This window comes from Nonomuraea sp. NPDC051298, assembly GCF_055586305.1.
This window is the reverse complement of record NZ_JBVJIM010000035.1, coordinates 11,916-29,851: the sequence shown is the minus strand read 5'-3', so window position 1 is coordinate 29,851 and position 17,936 is coordinate 11,916. Positions and strand designations below refer to the sequence as shown.

14 protein-coding genes are annotated in these 17,936 nt (G+C 71.3%); 5 read left to right on the top strand and 9 right to left on the bottom strand.

Annotated elements, in window-relative coordinates:
• Positions 1-18 precede the first annotated feature (18 nt).
• The 4 genes from ACZ6S0_RS48495 to dxr all read right to left on the bottom strand — a co-directional run bounded on the left by ACZ6S0_RS48495 (position 19) and on the right by dxr (position 5,141).
• Positions 19-861, bottom strand: coding sequence for a GNAT family N-acetyltransferase (locus ACZ6S0_RS48495; protein WP_465927224.1), 843 nt, complete (start codon positions 859-861; stop codon positions 19-21).
• Between the two features lie 168 nt (positions 862-1,029).
• On the bottom strand, positions 1,030-2,613 hold the full coding sequence (locus ACZ6S0_RS48490) for an alpha/beta hydrolase (protein WP_465927121.1): 1,584 nt from the start codon (positions 2,611-2,613) through the stop codon (positions 1,030-1,032).
• 134 nt (positions 2,614-2,747) lie between these two features.
• A complete protein-coding gene (gene ispG, locus ACZ6S0_RS48485) occupies positions 2,748-3,911 on the bottom strand; it encodes a flavodoxin-dependent (E)-4-hydroxy-3-methylbut-2-enyl-diphosphate synthase (RefSeq protein ID WP_465927119.1) in 1,164 nt (387 codons plus the stop codon).
• Positions 3,912-3,950: 39 nt separating this feature from the next.
• A complete protein-coding gene (gene dxr / locus ACZ6S0_RS48480; protein ID WP_465927117.1) occupies positions 3,951-5,141 on the bottom strand; it encodes a 1-deoxy-D-xylulose-5-phosphate reductoisomerase in 1,191 nt (396 codons plus the stop codon).
• Between the two features lie 197 nt (positions 5,142-5,338).
• On the opposite strand from dxr, the gene ACZ6S0_RS48475 reads away from it, so the two are divergent.
• The gene (locus ACZ6S0_RS48475) at positions 5,339-6,421 is read left to right on the top strand and encodes a trypsin-like serine peptidase (protein WP_465927115.1); all 1,083 of its coding nucleotides are present in this window, start codon (positions 5,339-5,341) and stop codon (positions 6,419-6,421) included.
• Positions 6,422-6,476: 55 nt separating this feature from the next.
• Positions 6,477-7,580: a trypsin-like serine peptidase gene (locus ACZ6S0_RS48470; protein WP_465927113.1), complete on the top strand. Its 1,104-nt coding sequence runs from the start codon at positions 6,477-6,479 to the stop codon at positions 7,578-7,580.
• A 62-nt stretch (positions 7,581-7,642) separates the two neighbouring features.
• On the opposite strand, the gene ACZ6S0_RS48465 is transcribed toward ACZ6S0_RS48470, so the two are convergent.
• The gene (locus ACZ6S0_RS48465) at positions 7,643-9,070 is read right to left on the bottom strand and encodes an aldehyde dehydrogenase family protein (protein ID WP_465927111.1); all 1,428 of its coding nucleotides are present in this window, start codon (positions 9,068-9,070) and stop codon (positions 7,643-7,645) included.
• A 291-nt stretch (positions 9,071-9,361) separates the two neighbouring features.
• Here ACZ6S0_RS48465 and ACZ6S0_RS48460 point away from each other — a divergent pair, with 291 nt between their 5' ends.
• Positions 9,362-9,988 carry a TetR/AcrR family transcriptional regulator gene (locus tag ACZ6S0_RS48460; protein ID WP_465927109.1) on the top strand — a complete coding sequence of 209 codons (627 nt, stop codon included), beginning with the start codon at positions 9,362-9,364 and terminating at the stop codon, positions 9,986-9,988.
• On the opposite strand, the gene ACZ6S0_RS48455 is transcribed toward ACZ6S0_RS48460, so the two are convergent.
• Positions 9,954-11,795, bottom strand: a complete 1,842-nt coding sequence (locus tag ACZ6S0_RS48455; protein WP_465927107.1) for a PucR family transcriptional regulator — start codon at positions 11,793-11,795, stop codon at positions 9,954-9,956. The genes ACZ6S0_RS48460 and ACZ6S0_RS48455 overlap by 35 nt on opposite strands.
• Positions 11,796-11,872: 77 nt before the next feature.
• Here ACZ6S0_RS48455 and gabT point away from each other — a divergent pair, with 77 nt between their 5' ends.
• Both gabT and ACZ6S0_RS48445 read left to right on the top strand, forming a co-directional pair.
• Entirely contained in the window at positions 11,873-13,201 is a 1,329-nt protein-coding gene (gene gabT, locus ACZ6S0_RS48450) for a 4-aminobutyrate--2-oxoglutarate transaminase (protein ID WP_465927105.1), read from the top strand.
• Between the two features lie 176 nt (positions 13,202-13,377).
• On the top strand, positions 13,378-13,611 hold the full coding sequence (locus tag ACZ6S0_RS48445) for a hypothetical protein (protein WP_344886514.1): 234 nt from the start codon (positions 13,378-13,380) through the stop codon (positions 13,609-13,611).
• 192 nt (positions 13,612-13,803) lie between these two features.
• On the opposite strand, the gene ACZ6S0_RS48440 is transcribed toward ACZ6S0_RS48445, so the two are convergent.
• The 3 genes from ACZ6S0_RS48440 to ACZ6S0_RS48430 form a co-directional block, all read right to left on the bottom strand.
• A complete protein-coding gene (locus ACZ6S0_RS48440) occupies positions 13,804-14,949 on the bottom strand; it encodes an extracellular solute-binding protein (protein WP_465927103.1) in 1,146 nt (381 codons plus the stop codon).
• An 82-nt stretch (positions 14,950-15,031) separates the two neighbouring features.
• Entirely contained in the window at positions 15,032-16,540 is a 1,509-nt protein-coding gene (locus ACZ6S0_RS48435; RefSeq protein ID WP_465927101.1) for a CoA-acylating methylmalonate-semialdehyde dehydrogenase, read from the bottom strand.
• The gene (locus tag ACZ6S0_RS48430) at positions 16,537-17,817 is read right to left on the bottom strand and encodes an aspartate aminotransferase family protein (protein ID WP_344886482.1); all 1,281 of its coding nucleotides are present in this window, start codon (positions 17,815-17,817) and stop codon (positions 16,537-16,539) included. The genes ACZ6S0_RS48435 and ACZ6S0_RS48430 overlap by 4 nt, the downstream gene beginning before the upstream one ends.
• Positions 17,818-17,936: the final 119 nt, after the last annotated feature.

The following is a 17,936-nucleotide window of genomic DNA, read 5'->3' as shown; positions in this document are numbered from 1 at the left end:
GGACCGCGTCTGACAGGTTCAGAACAACACGGACATGAACGTGTCGACCTCGTGGAAGCCCACCTTGCGGTAGACCGCCCGCGCCGAGTGGTTGTAGTCGTTGACGTAGAGGGAGACCACCGGCGCGAAGCAGCTCATCGCGGCCTCGACCACGGCCGCCATCCCGGCCACCGCGTGCCCTCGCCCGCGCAGCTCGGGCGCCACCCAGACGCCCTGGATCTGGCAGGCGTGCGGCGTCACGGCTCCCACCTCGGCCTTGAAGACCACCCGGCCGTCGTCGATCCGCGCGTACGAGCGCCCGATCCGGATCAGCTCGGCCACCCGCGTCCGGTAGAGCGCGCCCCCGTCCCCGAGGTTCGGCGAGACGCCGACCTCCTCGGTGAACATCGCCACGCACGCCGGCAGCAGCGTGTCGAACTCGTCGGGCCGCACCCGCCGCACGAGCGGGTCCGCGGGCACGGCGGGCTTGCTGGAGGTGGCCATGACCGGCTGCGCCCAGCGGATCGCCCGCGCCCTCCCCCAGTGCGGCTCCAGCCGCTCCCAGAGCAGGGAGACCGCGTCGACCGGCCCCACGATGGACGAACAGCGCCGACCCTGCTTGCGGGCGCGGTCGGCGAACGCGTGCACGGCCTCGGGACCGGCGTTGACCGGCACCATGTTGGCCCCGGCATAACAGAGCGACACGAGGCCACCGCGCGGCCCGAACCCCCACATCTGCCCGCCCAGCCTCGCCGGATTGAGTCCGACGGCCCGCACCCGGGAGGAGACGAAGACGTTGGCGATCGGGTCGGAGTCAAGCAGGGCGAGCACTTCGTCCCGGTCGCTGTCGTCGAGCACGCGCGACGCCGATGTACGCAGCATCACACGGTCAGACTACGCGAAGGGTTACCGATTGACTTATCCCGCAATGCCCACGGTAACCCTTTCTTGACGTTCGCCCCCGCCGAGGACCCCGATCTCGGTCCGTCGGCCCCCGCCGGGGGCTCCCGTCGTCCCCCCGTCAGCCCTCGCCGGGGACCCGGGGCCGGCTCAGCCGACGAGCCCTTCGAGCACCCCGAGGACGCCGAGCAGTTCGGACGACTGCCGGTTGCCCGACGTCATGTGCGCGGCCGGCCGCGGCTCGGGCAGCGCGGCGCAGGTGGCGTTCTGCCGCGGCAGGGTGCCGTCCCTCAGGTACGCGGCCAGGTGCCCGTCGACGCACTGGCTGCCCGCCAGCGACACGCCGTGGTTGCCGCCCTGCTCGAGCACCATGCGCGAGCGCGGGAAGAGCTTGGCCATCCGCTGCGCCCCCTTGTACGGCGTCGCGGCGTCGTAGCGGGACTGGAGGATGAGGATCGGCGGCAGCTTCGGCGACGAGTGCACCCGCACCGGCTGCCCGCCCTTGACCGGCCAGAAGGCGCAGGGGGCGTTGAACCAGGCGTTCGGCCAGGTCAGGAACGGCGCCTGGCGGTGCATGTTGTTCATGTCGGTACGCCAGCGGTCCCACTGCCGCGGCCATTGCGCGTCACGGCACTGGACGCCCAGGTAGATGGCGTAGCCGTTCTCGTCGTTGGCGTCGTTCTTGCCGTGCTTCTCGTAGACGTCCATGAGGCTGGTCGCGTCGCCCTTGCGCACGTACGAGGACCACGCCTGGGCGAACAGGGGCCAGACCTTGTCGCTGTAGCCGGCCATGGTGAAGGTGTCGTCCAGCTCGCTCGGGCCGACGACGCCCCCGGCCGGGCGGGCGCGCAGCCGGTCGCGCAGCGCGTAGTAGGCGAACGACGTCTGCTTCTCCGTGGCGCCCAGCCGGTAGACGTCGTGGTGCTTGGCGGTCCAGGCCAGGAACTGGCGGTGGCGGCGTTCGAAGGCGCGGTCCTGTTTGAGGTTCGACTCGTACCAGACGGCGGTCGGGTCGACGGAGCTGTCCATGACCAGGCGCTTGATCCGGTTCGGGAAGAGCGTGGCGTAGACGGCGCCCAGGTAGGTGCCGTACGAGTAGCCGAGGTAGCTGATCTTCTCCTCGCCGAGCGCGGCGCGGATGCGGTCCATGTCCCTGGCGGAGTTCTCGGTGGTCAGGTGCGGCAGCAGCCAGGACCAGAAGTGGCCGCAGCGGGAGGCGTACTCGGCGGCCCGGCCGAGCAGCACCTCCTCGTCGGCCCTGTCCCGCGGAACCTGGTCCGGCCGCGGAGCCTTGTAGTAGGTGTCCGGGTCGACGCAGTGCATGGCCGGCTCGCTGCCGCCCACGCCGCGCGGGTCGAACCCGACGACGTCGTAGCGCTCGGCCACGTCGGCGGGCAGCGCCGCGGCCACGTACTCGGTCAGATTGCGCCCCGGCGACCCCGGCCCGCCGGGGTTGAGCAGCAGCGTGCCGAGATGGTTGGCGTCTTTGGACACCTTGGCCCGCATCCGATTGAGCGCGATCGTGATCGACTGGCCCGTGGGCTCGCGGTAGTCGAGCGGCACTCGTACGGTGGCGCATTCGAGAGCCGCCGACGCGGCCTTCCCCGCCACCTTGGGACACGCGCCCCACGCCACCGCGGGCACCCCTCGGCTGGCGACCGCCGCCCCATCCGCGCTCACGACTCCGGCGACGAGCACCGCCAGTCCGGCGACAACCCCAACTAGCCGCTTCACCCGGCCCCCTCCCTGTCAATAGGCCCTGCGATGCTCCCGCGAGCAACCGGGTGAAGCGTGGGGTATGGGGAAATGCTTGCCGTTCCGTAATCGTAACGTGGCACTGAGTGATCGGGCGGCGGCGCCCTGCCGGGTCAGCCCACCGTGACCGTGGGGCCGGAGTCGTCGTCGAGGTCGACCTCGACGCCCATCTCCTCGGCCAGCCGCAGCGCCTCCTCGATCAGCGTCTCGACGATCTGCGACTCGGGCACGGTCTTGATGACCTCGCCCTTGACGAAGATCTGCCCCTTGCCGTTGCCGGAGGCCACCCCGAGGTCGGCCTCCCTGGCCTCACCGGGGCCGTTGACGACGCAGCCCATGACGGCCACCCGCAGCGGCACCTTCAGGCCCTCCAGCCCCGCCTGGACCTGGTCGGCCAGCGTGTAGACGTCGACCTGCGCCCGCCCGCACGACGGGCAGGAGACGATCTCCAGGCCGCGCTCGCGCAGCCCCAGCGACTCGAGGATCTGGGCGCCGACCTTGACCTCCTCGACCGGCGGGGCCGACAGGGAGACGCGGATCGTGTCGCCGATGCCCTCGGCGAGCAGGGCGCCGAAGGCGACGGAGGACTTGATCGTGCCCTGGAAGGCCGGGCCGGCCTCGGTGACGCCCAGGTGGAGCGGGTAGTCGCACCTGGCGGCCAGCAGGCGGTAGGCGTTGATCATCACGACGGGGTCGTTGTGCTTGACCGAGATCTTGATGTCGCGGAAGTCGTGCTCCTCGAACAGCGAGCACTCCCACAGGGCCGACTCGACCAGCGCCTCCGGCGTGGCCTTGCCGTATTTCTGGAGCAGGCGCGGGTCGAGGGAGCCGGCGTTGACGCCGATGCGGATGGGCACGCCCGCGTCGGCGGCCGCGCGGGCGATCTCGCCCACCTTGTCGTCGAACTTCTTGATGTTGCCCGGGTTGACCCGGACGGCCGCGCAGCCCGCCTCGATGGCGGCGAAGACGTATTTCGGCTGGAAGTGGATGTCGGCGATCACGGGGATCTGCGATTTCCTGGCGATGACGGGCAGCGCGTCGGCGTCGTCCTGAGACGGCACCGCGACGCGGACGATCTGGCAGCCGGATGCCGTCAGCTCGGCGATCTGCTGCAGGGTGGCGTTGATGTCGGCGGTGACCGTCGTGGTCATCGACTGCACCGACACCGGGGCGTCGCCGCCCACGGGCACGCTGCCGACCATGATCTGGCGTGAGTGGCGGCGTTCGGCGAGTGGCTTGGGACGTACCGCTGGGATGCCGAGAGCTACAGAAGACATTTCAACCCTTACTGTGACGACGCTTTCCAGTTTAGGTAGCTAATGGGACTGCCCCGCCGTCAGCTCGGCCGCACGGGCGCGCGCCCAGGCGTCGGCCGCCAGCACCTCCTCGACGGAGCCCGCGGGCGTCACCCGGTGCTCCTCGACCACCTTGGCCACGGTGTCGACGATCGCCAGGAAGGGCAGGCCGCCGCGGATGAACGCGTCGAGGCAGACCTCGTTGGCGGCGTTGTAGACGGCCGGCGCGGTGCCGCCCGCGGCGCCGACGTGCCGGGCCAGCGCGACCGACGGGAACGCCACGTCGTCGAGCGGCTCGAACGTCCACGTGTGGGCCCTGGTCCAGTCGATGGCCCGGGCGGCGCCGGGGATGCGGGCGGGGTGGCCGAGCGCGAGCGCGATCGGCAGCCGCATGTCGGGCGGGCTGGCCTGGGCGATGGTGGAGCCGTCGACGTATTCGACCATGGAGTGGATGATCGACTGCGGGTGGACCACGACCTCGATGCGGTCGAAGTCGAGGTCGAACAGCAGGTGCGCCTCGATCACCTCGAGCCCCTTGTTGACCAGGGTCGCGGAGTTGATCGTGATGTAGGGGCCCATCGACCAGGTGGGGTGGGCCAGCGCCATCTCGGGCGTGACATCGGCCATCTCCTCGCGCCGCAGGCCACGGAACGGCCCGCCGCTGGCGGTGATCACGAGCTGCTTGACGTACGCGGGGTCGTGGCCGTCGGGCCCGGCGGCCCACAGGCACTGCTGCACCGCCGAGTGCTCGGAGTCGACGGGGAGGATCTGGCCGGGCGCGGCCAGCCGCTTCACCAGCGGGCCGCCGATGATCAGGGACTCCTTGTTGGCCAGTGCGAGCGTGCGGCCGGCCTTGAGCGCGACCAGCGTGGAGGTCAGCCCGAGCGCGCCGGTGATGCCGTTGAGCACCACGTCGCACGGCCATCCGGCCACCTCCGCGACCCCGTCGGGGCCGCCCAGCACGACCGGCCCGGCGCCGTGCGCCGCCAGCGCCTCCTTCAGGGCCGGCACCGCGGCGGGGTCGGCCACCGCCACCGCCTCGACCCCGAACGCGGCCGCCTGCTTGGCCAGGAGCTCGACCCTGCCGCCCCCGGCCGCCAGCCCGGCGACCCTGAAGCCGCCCGGGTGGCCGGCGATGACGTCGAGGGCCTGCGTGCCGATCGAGCCGGTGGAGCCGAGCACGACGACGGAGCGAAGGGTCTCTGCATGCACCTGTCCATTGTCCCCGCTGTGTGGCGCACTCAGGCACGCGGCACCGGTACGTCCCAAAACTCCCCCACTTATGTGACACGAGATAACGCAGTGAATTTATGCCGGAATATCGCTATATCGGTATGCGCAAATCTTGAGAAATCTGGATATTGCGGCCGCTACCTTCCAAGCCCAGGTCCGCTTTAGGGAGGTACGTAATGCACCGCAGATTCGCCCTGCTTTCCACCGCCGCGCTCGCCGCCGCCTTGCTGCCCGCGCCCACGGCCCAGGCTCAGGCCCAGCCCCAGCCCGAGGGCCAGAACATGATCCAGGGCCAGACCCCGCAGCAGGCCCAGAAGCAGGCGCAGAAGCAGGCGCAGAAGCAGGTCCAGGCCCCGCGGCCCAAGGCCGCCCAGCACGCCGCCGCCGACACGGCCTCCGAACGGCGGCAGGTCACGACGTACTGGACGGAGTCGCGGATGGAGGCGGCCCAGCCTCTGGACGTCCCCGACCCGAAGGCCCGGATGACGGCGGAGGAGCCCGAGCAGGGCCCGGCTTGGATCGCTCCACCCACGCGCGGCCAGGGTGGTGGCGGCGTGAACGTCCAGGCGGCGAGGAGCGCCGGTGAGGCGTGGACCCGGGGCGGCGCGGTCGCGCGCACCACGGGACGGATCTTCTTCACCACGCGGGGCCGCAACGCCTCCTGCTCGGGCACGGCCGTGACCAGCGCGAACAAGAGCGTGGTGCTGACCGCTGGACACTGCGTGAAGATGAACGGAGCCTTCCACACGAACTGGGTCTTCGTCCCCGGCTACGCCAACGGCAACCGGCCCCTCGGCACCTGGGCGGCCACCCGCCTGCTGACCACGCCCCAGTGGGACTCCGGCGAGGACATCAACTTCGACGTGGCCGCCGCCGTGGTCGCCCCACTGGAGGGCAAGACGCTGGTCGACACCGTGGGCGGCCAGGGCGTGGCCTTCAACCAGCAACGACGCCAGCAGATGTACGCCTTCGGCTACCCGGCGGCGGCCCCGTACGACGGCTCGAAGCTCGTCCACTGCAGCGGCCGCGTCTTCGACGACTTCCTGTCCAGCGAGGACCTCGGCCTGACCTGCAACATGACCGGCGGGTCGAGCGGCGGCCCCTGGATGCTGAATTTCAACGAGTCGACCGGCCTCGGCACCCAGAATTCCGTCAACAGTTTCAAATACAACTTCGCCCCCAACTGGATGTTCGGCCCCTATTTCGGAAACGAGGCCCAGGCCGTCTACCAAGCAGCACAAAGCACCAACGCCCTCTAAGGAATTCACCGAAAGTAGTCACTAGATCACATCTCGTGGTGCAGACTCGGGGGACATGACCTTGAGCACCCCCCTGCTTGCGGCCGCCCCGCTCCTGGCAGGGTTGATGGGCCCCGCGCTCCTGGGCGCGGCACCCGGTCGCCAGCAGGCCGACCCACCGGCCGTCGTGGCCGCGCAGCCGGCCCGGCTGGCCGCGCGCGCCGACGTCGTCGAGCACGTCGCCGCCCGCACCGCCGCCGACCAGCGGCGCGTGCTCGACTACTGGACGCCGGAGCGCATGGCCAAAGCCCTCCCGATCGGCCTGCTCGACCTCGTGACCGAGGGCACCGACGCCGGAGACCTGCTGAGCGGCCTGACCGGCGACGCGGGCATCCGCGCCACCCCCGACCTGTCGGGCAGGACGGCCGACCTGTCGCTCCCCCGTGAGCTGATGGGCGCGCCCCGGCACCTGTCCGCGGCCAGGCCCGACACCAGCACGATCGGCTCGCGCTGGATCACCGGCGGGCACGTGGCCAAGACCACGGGCCGGGTGTTCCTGACCGTGTCCGGGGCCGACTTCGTCTGCTCGGCCAGCACGGTCAAGAGCGCCAACAGGGACGTCGTGGTCACCGCCGGCCACTGCGTGAAGGACGCCGCCGGCGAGTGGGCGGCGAACTGGACGTTCGTCCCCGGCTACGGCACGCGCGGCCAGCACCCGTACGGCCAGTACACCGCCCGCCGCCTGTTCGTCGCCGGGCCGTGGTCGCGCAGCGGCGACGACAACTACGACGTGGGCATGGTCGCGCTGGCCACCTCCCGCGGCAGGCACGTGGCCGACGCCGTGGGCACCCAGGACATCGCGTTCAACGCGGGGCGCGGGGGGCAGGCGTTCGGCTTCGGTTATCCGGCCGACCCCCCTTACGACGGGGGCCATCTGGTCTACTGCGCGGGACCGCTGAAGGACGACCCGCACGCCCAGACCCGCGACCAGGGCCTCGGCTGCGACATGACGGCGGGGGCCAGCGGCGGCCCCTGGATGACGAAGTTCGACCCGGGCACCGGCAGGGGCACGATCACGTCGCTGAGCAGCTTCAAGTACAGCGACGACGAGCGCACCATGTACGGCCCGTACTTCGGCGACGCCGTCAAGACACTCTTCGCCACGGCGGAACACGCGTGACCTGAAGGTGGCGGGTCCCCTCCGCCCGCCACCTTCGGGTCACCAGAAAATCCCGTGCGGGTTCAGAGCGGCAGCCCCGTCAAGACCATGACCTTCTCGTACGTCAGGTCCTCCATCGCCGAGTGCAGCCCCTCGCGCCCGATCCCGGAGTCCTTGACCCCGCCGTACGGCATCTGGTCGGCCCGGTACGACGGCACGTCGCCGATGACCACGCCGCCCACCTCCAGCTCCCGGTTGGCCAGGAAGGCGGCGTCCAGCGAGCGGGTGAACACACCGGCCTGCAGCCCGTACTTGGAGTCGTTGACCATCGCGTACGCCTCGTCGACCGAGGCGGCCGACTGGAGGATCATGACGGGCCCGAAGACCTCCTCGCGGGCGACCTTGGCGTCGTGCGGCACGTCCGCCAGCACCGTGGGGGCGATCGTCGCGCCCTCCCTGGTGCCGCCCGTGAGCACCCTGGCCCCCGCCTCGACGGCCTCCCGCACCCACTGCTCGACCCGCTCGGCGGCGGACTCGGAGACCAGCGGGCCCACCTGCGTCTTCTCGTCGGCGGGATCGCCGGTGACCAGCCCCGCCACGGCGGGGAGCAGGCGCTCGACGAACGCGTCGTAGACCGGCCGCTCGACGATCACCCGCTGAACGGCGATGCAGCTCTGGCCCGCCTGGTAGTTGGAGTAGAGCGCGATGCGCTGGGCCGCCCAGTCGAGGTCGGCGTCGGCCAGCACGACGGCCGCCGCGTTGCCGCCCAGCTCCAGCGTGACGTGCTTGCGCGGCACCTGGTCGGCGATGGCGTACCCGACCGGGGCGGAGCCGGTGAACGACACGACCGGCAGCCGCGGGTCGCGTACGAGGGCGGAGGCGCGCTCGTTCTCGATCGGCAGCACCGAGAACATGCTGGCGGGCAGGTCCGTCTCGGCCAGGATCTCACCGAGGAGCAGCGACGACAGCGGGGTGGCCGGGGCGGGCTTGACGACGACCGGGGCGCCGACGGCGATGGCCGGAGCCACCTTGTGGGCCACCAGGTTCAGCGGGAAGTTGAACGGGGTGATCGCCAGCACGGGGCCGTGGGGCACGCGCGTGACGTAGGCCAGGCGCCCGGCCGCCGCGGGCTCGGTGTCGAGCCGCTGCACCCCGCCCGACCAGCGACGGGCCTCCTCCGCCGCGAACCGGAACGTGGCCACGGCCCGGCCGACCTCGCCGCGCGCCCAGAGGATGGGTTTGCCGTTCTCGGCCGTGATCAGGTGGGCGATCTCGTCGGCCCGCTCCGCCAGGCGGCGGGAGACGTGGGCCAGCGCCTCGGCCCGTACGTGCACGGGCAGCGCGGCGGCCTCCTTGGCCACCGCGTGGGCGGCCGCGACGGCCTCCTCGACCTGCGCGTCGGTGGGCACGGAGTGCCGGGCGACCGCGCGGCCGTCATGCGGGTTGGTGACAGTCAGCTCGGTGTCCCCGGTCGCGGCGCGGCCGGCCAGCCAGAAGGTACGCACGTCCATACCCACGACGTTATGCCAAGGAGTACATCGGGGATTTACACCACGTTGCACAAGACTCTCGCGAGGGCTCACCGTTAAGTACAAGCTCCGTTGTATACCCATGATGTAACGGAAGTAGACCCAATTCGGGATGTTTACCATGCGGAGTGGTTTGAGCGATCTCCGCCCTGGCTAAGTCATCGGATGCGGGTCTCCAGCGCGGTGGGCCCCCGATCAGAAAGGCGTGGGCCCCGTGACCGAACGACGTGAGGTCACAAGGACGCGGAGTTCCTTGGCCACGAAGGAGGTCTCATGACCTCGACGCCTCTGGGCCTGCAGGGCGCCTACCACCTGGGCGAGCGCGCCAGCCACGACGAGCTCCGCGCCCGTCTCCTCGACGTGGCGGTGAAGCTCCTCCAGTCGGACGGGGCCGACAGCCTGACCATGCGCAGGATCGCGGCCGAGGCGGGCTGCACGACGACCGTCATCTACACGACGTTCGGGAACCGGGAAGGGCTGGCGGAGGCGCTTTATCTGGAGGGGTTCGAGAGGTTTCGCCGGTTTCTGGAGACGGTTCCGCAGCGGCGCAGCCCGTTCGAGCACCTGGCCGCCCTCGGGCCCGCCTACCGGCAGGCGTGCCTGGCCGAGCCGGGTTACTACAGCGTGATGTTCGAGCGGGCCATCCCGGGCTTCGAGCCCAGCGAGCGCGCCAGGACGCTGGCCCGCGCGGCGCTGAACATCCTCGACCGCGTCATCGCCGACTGCATCTCGGCCGGCTACCTGGTGCCGACGCAGCCCCGCAAGATCGCCGACGCGTTCTGGGCGGCGGCGCAGGGGGCGATCAGCCTGGAACGCGCCGGGCACCTGCGTGACGGCGGCACCTACGAGACAGTGACCAGCGCGATCATCCGCTCCTATCTGGCGGAGAAGCCGGAGTAACCCGAGAAGCCCCCGAACCACCCGGACCACCCGAACCACCCGAACCGGCCGAACCACCCGGACCGGCCGAAGCACCCGGACCGGTTGGAGCGGCTCGCGGGGCGGCCGGAGCCGTGGCGGCGGTCTGGCGGGCCACCTCCAGCGCCAGCCACAGCTCCGCGCGCACGCCCGGCTCGTCGAGGTCGCGGCCGAGCAGCTCGGCGACGCGTCTCATGCGGTAGCGCAGGGTGTGCCGGTGCACGCCGAGCCGCTGCGCCGCCGCGTCCCAGTGGCCGTTGCTGTCGAGGTACGCGCGCAGCGACTCGACGAGGTCGGCCCGGGAGCCGTACGTGGTGAGCGGGGCCAGGACCGCGGCCGAGAACGCCTGGGCGGCGGCCGGTTCGAGCAGCCCGAGCAGCCCCTGACCGGCCAGCTCGCCGAACCTGACGACGCGTCCCGCGCCGCCCCGGCCCGCGGCGGCCGCCTCCCCGCCCCTGGCCGCCTCCAGCGCGCGTCCGGCCTGGTCGAGCGCGTGGTGCAGGGCGGAGACCGCGTACCCGGTGGGCAGGCTGACCCCCACGGACGCCCCCGTGCCCAACGCCACCTCCTCGGCCAGACTCTCGGCCCCGTGCTCCGGCACGCGTCCTGTCCCGTGCTCCGGCACGTGTTCCGTCCCGTGCTCTGGCCGGTGCTCTGGCCCGTGTTCCGCCCCGGACTCAGGCACGTGTCCTGCCCCATGATCGGCCCCATGATCGGCCACGTCTTCTGCCACCAGGGCCACGACCACGCCCCCGGACGCCCCGCCAGGCCCCCACGGCCGGTCGTCCGGCTCGCGGCCGTCGAGCAGTACGGCGAAGGCGGTCGCCTCCAGCGCGTCGAGGGCCTCGGGCGTGGCGGCGAGCACCACCAGCGGCTCCTCGGGCAGCCGCCCGCCGAGCGGCGCCAGCACGGCGCGGGCCCGCGCCTGCTCCCCCGCGAGCAGCAGCTCCAGCACGGCGGCCCTGACCCGGCGCTGGGCGGCCAGTTGCGTCCTGCCCTGCTCCATGGCCAGCGTGAGCAGCGAGCCCGCGGCGTTGATCACCGTGTGCGTGACGGGCGAGAAGAGGCGTCTGGCCCCGACGGCGAAGAAGCCGCGCGGCCGGGCCCCGCCGCCGCCCAGCGGCTGCACGACGATGTGCTCGCCGGGCGCCGACAACGCGAGGCTGTCCATCGGCCGGCCCGGCCGTCCGCGCCGCCGGGCCAGCTCGCCCGCCACCGCGTCCGTCTTGGCGCCGCGCGTGGCGTGGCGTACCTCGCCGGACTCCTCCAGCAGCGCCGCCCAGCCCTCGACCTCCTTGGCCAGCCGGTCGATGACCGCGCGCACGCCCTCGGGGCGCAGCGCCGCCCGCGTCAGCCGGCCCTGGGCGGCGAAGGCGCGGCTGATCTCCTCGTACTGCTCGGCGGCCAGCAGCTCGCTGACCACCTTGCCGATCGCGATGAACGGCGTCTCGCGCGGGACCTCCAGCAGCGGCAGCCCGGCCGCCTCCGCCGCCTCGACCAGCGCGGGCGGCGTCTCCTCGTGGGAGACCCCGACGCCGAAGCCGAGCCCGGCCACGCCACGCTCCACGAGGCGGGCGACATAGTGCGACAGGTCGCCTTCCATCCGCAGGCCGGTGGTGAGCAGCAGCTCACCGCCCTCCAGATAGGGTGTCGGGTCCGCCAGCTCGCTGACCGCCACCCAGCGCACGGGCACGTCGAGCACGCCGTGGCCCGAGGTCCCGGCCAGCGGCCGCAGGCGCATCCGGCGCACGACGGTCTGGAGCGTAGGCGGCATGCGAGATTTGTCCATTCTGGCAAAGATGTGCACTCCCAGTGTGACATATCGACGTATCGGCGCAGGTGGGAGGCCGCCGTAGCGTCGAAGGCATGAGCATTCCCCAGGAGCGGCGCGTCGTGACCGCGATCCCAGGCCCCAAGTCTCTGGAGCTGCTGGCCCGCAAGCAGGCCGCCGTGCCGACCGGCATCGGCACCACCCTGCCGGTCTTCGTCACCCGCGCGGGCGGCGGCGTGGTGCAGGACGCCGACGGCAACTCCCTGATCGACTTCGGCTCCGGCATCGCCGTGACCAACGTGGGCAACTCCGCGCCCAAGGTCGTCGAGCGCGTCCGCAGACAGGTCGCCGACTTCACGCACACCTGTTTCATGATCACTCCGTACGAGTCGTACGTGCGGGTGTGCGAGAGGCTCAACGAGCTGACGCCGGGCGACCACGACAAGCGCACGTTCCTGGTGAACTCGGGCGCCGAGGCCGTCGAGAACGCCGTCAAGATCGCCCGGTACGCCACCGGCCGCTCGGGCGTCGTGGTGTTCGACCACGGCTACCACGGCCGGACGCTGCTCACCATGACGCTGACGGCCAAGAACATGCCGTACAAGCAGGGGTTCGGGCCCTTCGCGCCGGAGGTGTACCGGGTGCCGCTGGCCTACCCGTACCGCTGGCCGACCGGTCCGGAGAACTGCGCGGAGGAGGCCGCCGAGCAGGCCATCGACCTGATCACCAAGCAGCTCGGCGCGCAGAACGTGGCCGCCGTGGTGATCGAGCCGATCGTCGGCGAGGGCGGGTTCATCGTGCCCGCCAGGGGTTTCCTGCCGCGTATCGCGGAGTTCTGCCGGGCCAACGGGATCGTGTTCGTGGCCGACGAGGTGCAGACGGGCTTCGCGCGCACCGGGACGCTGTTCGCCTGCGAGGACGAGGGCGTCGTGCCCGACCTCATCACCACCGCCAAGGGCATCGCGGGCGGGCTGCCGCTGGCCGCGGTGACCGGGCGCGCGGAGCTGATGGACCGGGTGCACGCCGGCGGGCTCGGCGGCACGTACGGCGGCAACCCCCTCGCCTGCGAGGCCGCGCTCGGCGTGCTGGAGACCATCGAGGCGGAGGACCTGGTCGGCCGGGCCCGGCGGATCGGCGAGATCATGCTGCCCCGGCTGGCGGCGCTCAAGGAGCGCTTCGACGTGATCGGCGACGTGCGCGGGCGCGGGGCGATGATCGCGATCGAGCTGGTCGAGCCGGGCACCAAGGAGCCGAACCCGGCCGCCGTCCAGGAGGTCGTCAGGCGCTGCCACGCGGAGGGGCTGCTGGTGCTGACGGCGGGCACGTACGGCAACGTGCTGCGCTTCCTGCCCCCGCTCGTGATCCCCGAGCACCTGCTGGAGGAGGGCCTGGGGATTCTGGAGAAGGCGATCGCCGAGCTGTAGACGAAAACCTACGAAACGGGCATCCAGCTTGAGGCTGGATGCCCGTTTTTGTGGCGTAAACGGCACCGCTCGGGTAGAGAATTCACTCTGACTTGACGCTCAGCTAGACGCTCACGGCCTCAGTCAGGGTTATAACGGTTCCGACGTACGGAGGCGCGATGGCTGCTGGGAGCGTGATGAACTGGGGTCCGACCAGAACGGCGCGGAGTGTGTTGACGTTCGACCCTGAAGGGCTCAGCGGAGCCCAGCGCGACGGCGACGCCTGCGTCGTCTGCCACAAGCGGTGGCCGCGCCCGCGCGTGCGGGTGGGGCGCCTGCCCGACGACTCAGCCGTCCTGGCCTGCGCCGACTGTGCCGACGCGCTCCTGCCCACGCCCATGGCCACCATAGTGGCGTTCCCGTCGCGCTGACAGCCGACCCGCCGCGCGGAGCCCGCGCGCCGGAAGGCGTCGCGCCCTCCATGGGCCCTCCGCGGGGGAGCCGACCGAGCGAGACGCCCCGGGACGGGGGGGAAGGCCCGGGGCGCCTCTGGTGGCGGACCGCGCCCGACGGTGGATGACGGGCGGGCCCGCGGGGCTCAGGTGGGGATCGGCGGCCCTCACTCACTCCTTGAAGGCAGTCCACCGCTCGGTCCAGGCCGTGTAGTCAGTGCATTCCCCGTCCTCCGCCCGGCAACCCCCGGGCGGGCGCACCGCGAACACCACCCGGTCGAGCCTCTTGTCGTCACCCACCCCGTACGTCTCGCACATCACCTTGGCCCGCCCCTTGCACGCCTTGTCGTTGGCGGGCGCCATGCCCGACCAGGCGGCGGCGTCGCGCTGCGTTTCCGGGTCGGTCATCCAGTTGAGCCACCGGTAGGCGCAGGTGGTGTCGGAGACGTTCGCGCCGAGCATCCAGGAGTCGACCCAGCCGGTGGTCCTGGCGGTCTTGAGTGTCTTGATCGGCTTGCCGGCCTTCTGCAGGAGCAGGCGGTAGTAGGGGGTGGCCTGCGCGTAGTCGAGCGCCCCGGTGGCGAAGCCCTTGACCAGGTCGATCGGGTTCTGCCAGTAGGTGCGGTCCCGGTAGCGCGCCAGCAGCTCGACGGCCTTGTCCAGCTCGGCCTCGCTCAGCTCGTACGGCTCCTTCGCCGACCCCTCGGCCAGGGCCGCGTCCGCGATCGTCAGCGGGCTGTCCCTGAGCGCCGCCCGGCTCGAGCCGAACACCTGCTCCAGCCCGCCGCCGACGACCTTGCCCGAGTCGTAGACGAACTCGTCGTACGCCCACAGGTAGGGCACCCCGTAGACCTTGCCCGACACCGTGCCCAGGTCGCGGAAGCGCTCGTCGAGGTCCTCGTAGCCGCTGACCTTGGCCGGGTCGATGGGCTGCACCTGCTTGGCCTCGATGAGGTCGCCGGCCAGCGCGGGGCCCGCGGTGATCACGTCGTAGGGGCGCTGGGAGACCCTCTCGGCCATTTCGCCGGCGGTCTGGACGGTGTCGAGCCGGGCGACCCGGCAGCCGGTCTCCTTCTCGAACGCGCCGACCCAGTTGACCTTGGGGCTGATGCCGCCGTACTCGGCGTAGCCGCGGTAGGTGAGGATCTGCAGCGTGCCGTCGCTCTGCGTGGCCGTGGGCGACGGAGAGGCGGTGGGCGAAGGGGAGGGTGAACGCGTGGGAGTAGGGCTGGGGGACGGAGTGGCGTGAGCCGCTCCCACGCCGACGACCAGCGTCGTCGCCGCGATCGCCAGGGCATAAGCACGGCGACGTTTCACGATGTCCCCCTTGTCCGTCTGCTGGATCCTACCGGGGACCAGGGCGGGAAGAACGTCAGTCCCTCCCGCCCGCGCTCGCCGCTTACCCGTTCGTGGGGAAGCCGAGGTTCACTCCGCCGTGCGAGGGATCCAGCCACCGGGAGGTGACGACCTTGCCGCGGGTGTAGAAGTGCACCCCCTCGGTGCCGTGCACGTGGGTGTCGCCGAACAGCGACGACTTCCAGCCGCCGAAGCTGTAGAAGGCCATCGGGACCGGGATGGGCACGTTGATGCCGATCATGCCGACCTCGACCTCGTTCTGGAAGCGCCGGGCCGCGCCGCCGTCGTTGGTGAAGATCGCGGTGCCGTTGCCGTACTCGCCGTCGTTGATCACCGCGAGGCCCTCCTCGTAGGTGGAGACGCGCACGATCGACAGCACGGGCCCGAAGATCTCCTCCGTGTGCGTACGCGACCCCGGGGGCACGTGGTCGAGCACCGTCGGGCCCAGCCAGAACCCGGGGCTCTCCGCCGCCTTGCCGCCGCCCAGCAGGACCGTCTCGCGGCCGTCCACGACGAGCTTGGCGCCCTCCTCGACGCCGAGGTCGAGGTAGGAGGCCACCTTGTCGCGGTGCGGCCCGGTGACCAGCGGCCCCATCTCCGACCGTGGGTCGTCGCCGGGGCCGACCACCAGCTTGGCCACCCGCTCGACGATCTTCTGCACCAGCTCGTCGCCGACGGGGTCGACGGCCAGCACGACGGAGATCGCCATGCACCGCTCCCCCGCCGAGCCGAACCCCGCCGACACGGCCGAGTCGGCCACCAGGTCGAGATCGGCGTCGGGCAGCACGAGCATGTGGTTCTTGGCCCCGCCGAGCGCCTGGACCCGCTTGCCGTGCGCGGTGCCGCTCTCGTAGACGTGGCGCGCGATCGGCGTGGAGCCGACGAACGACACCGCGCGCACGTCGGGGTGCTCCAGCAGCCGGTCCACGCTCACCTTGTCGCCCTGCACCACGTTGAACACGCCGTCGGGCAGCCCGGCCTCCTGCCAGAGCCGCGCCATGAGCAGCGAGGCCGACGGGTCGCGCTCCGAGGGCTTGAGCACGAACGCGTTCCCGCAGGCGATCGCGACGGGGAACATCCACATCGGCACCATGGCCGGGAAGTTGAACGGGGTGATCCCGGCCACGACGCCCAGCGGCTGCCGGATCGAGTAGGAGTCGACCCGGGTCGAGACGCCCTCGGAGTAGCCGCCCTTGAGCAGGTGCGGGATCCCGCAGGCGAACTCCACCACCTCCAGGCCGCGGGCCACCTCGCCGAGCGCGTCGGAGTGCACCTTGCCGTGCTCGGCGGAGATCAGCGCGGCCAGCTCGTCGCGGTGGGCGTACATCAGCTCGCGGAAGCGGAAGAGCACCTGCGCCCGCCTGGTCAGGGACGCGTCCCGCCAGGCGGGGAAGGCCGCGGCGGCCGACGCCACGGCCGCGTCCACGTCGGCGGCCGAGGCCAGCGCGACGTGACCGCTCACCTCGCCGGTGGCCGGGTTGAACAGCTCCGCGGTACGGGCGGGGTCGCCGTCCGCGAGAGCCCCGTCGATCCAGTGCTTGACGAACTTCACTGCTCCGCGGCCTCCGCGTCGATGGTCTCCAGGGCGGTCACGATGATGCCCAGGCCCTCGGTGGCCTCGTCGACCGTGAGGGTGAGGGGCGGGGCCATGCGGATGGCGTTGCCGTACAGGCCGCCCTTGCCGGCCAGCAGGCCCGCGCGCCTGGTCAGCTCCATGAAGCGGCCGGCCTGGGCCGGGCTCTGCAGCTCGACGGCGAACATCAGGCCCTTGCCGCGTACGTCCTTGACGACGGGCAGGCGCTCGGCCGCCGCCTTGAGCCCGCCGATGATGATCTCCCCGGTGCGGGCGGCGTTGGCCTGCAGGTCGTGGTCGAGCACGTAGTCGAGGGTGGCGTTGGCCGCGGCCATGGAGATCGGGTTGCCGCCGAAGGTGGACAGGCCCACGGCGTGCGGGGCGTCCATGAGGTCGCCGCGCGCCACGATGCCGCCGACCGCGAACCCGTTGCCGAGCCCCTTCGCGAAGGTGATCATGTCGGGGGTCACGCCGTGGTTCTGGATGCCGAAGAACGCGCTGCCGGTGCGCCCCCAGCCCGTCTGCACCTCGTCCGAGACGAACAGGATGCCCTGCTCGTCCAGCACCTCCTTGTACGCCGCGAACAGCCCGTCGGGGGCCATCGTGAACCCGCCCACGCCCTGGATCGGCTCGGCGATCAGCGCGGCCACGTCGTTGGAGACGGAGGTGGCCAGCACGTGGCGCAGGTCGTCCACGCACACCTGGATGTAGTCGGCGTCGGACAGGCCGCGGAACTGGGACAGGTGCCGGTCGGCGCCGTGCAGGAAGTGCACGTTGAGCGGGGAGAGCGAGTTGTTCTTCCACGACCGGTTGGAGGTGACGCTGATCGCGCCGAAGCTGCGCCCGTGGTAGCTCTGGCGCATGGCCAGCACCTGGTCGCTCCTGCGCGCGTACGTCGCCAGGAGCAGGGCCGTCTCGTTGGCCTCGGTGCCGGAGTTGGTGAAGAACACCTTGGCGTCGGGGATGCCGGACAGCCGGGCGATCTTCTCGGCCAGCTCGACCTGGCCGCGCAGCAGGTAGACGGTGCTGGTGTGCACCACTCCGGTGGCGAGCTGCCGCTCGACGGCCTCGCGTACCTCCGGCACGTCGTACCCGATCATGTTGGTCAGGATTCCGGCGAAGAAATCGAGGTAGCTCTTGCCGTCCGCGTCGATGACGCGGTTGCCCTTGCCGCTGACGATCTCGATGGGGTCGTTGTAGTTGAGGGCCAACCAGTTCGGCATCACTGCCCGGTGGCGCGCGAGTAGCTCCGACATGTTAACGAGTATCCCTTTTCCTGGGAGTGCCGTCCTACCTACAACATGTCGGACCTGCAACGGCATGCCTTACACACTGAAAAGTCCCCTAGGGGATGTCCCGTCCGCCTGGAGGCGTA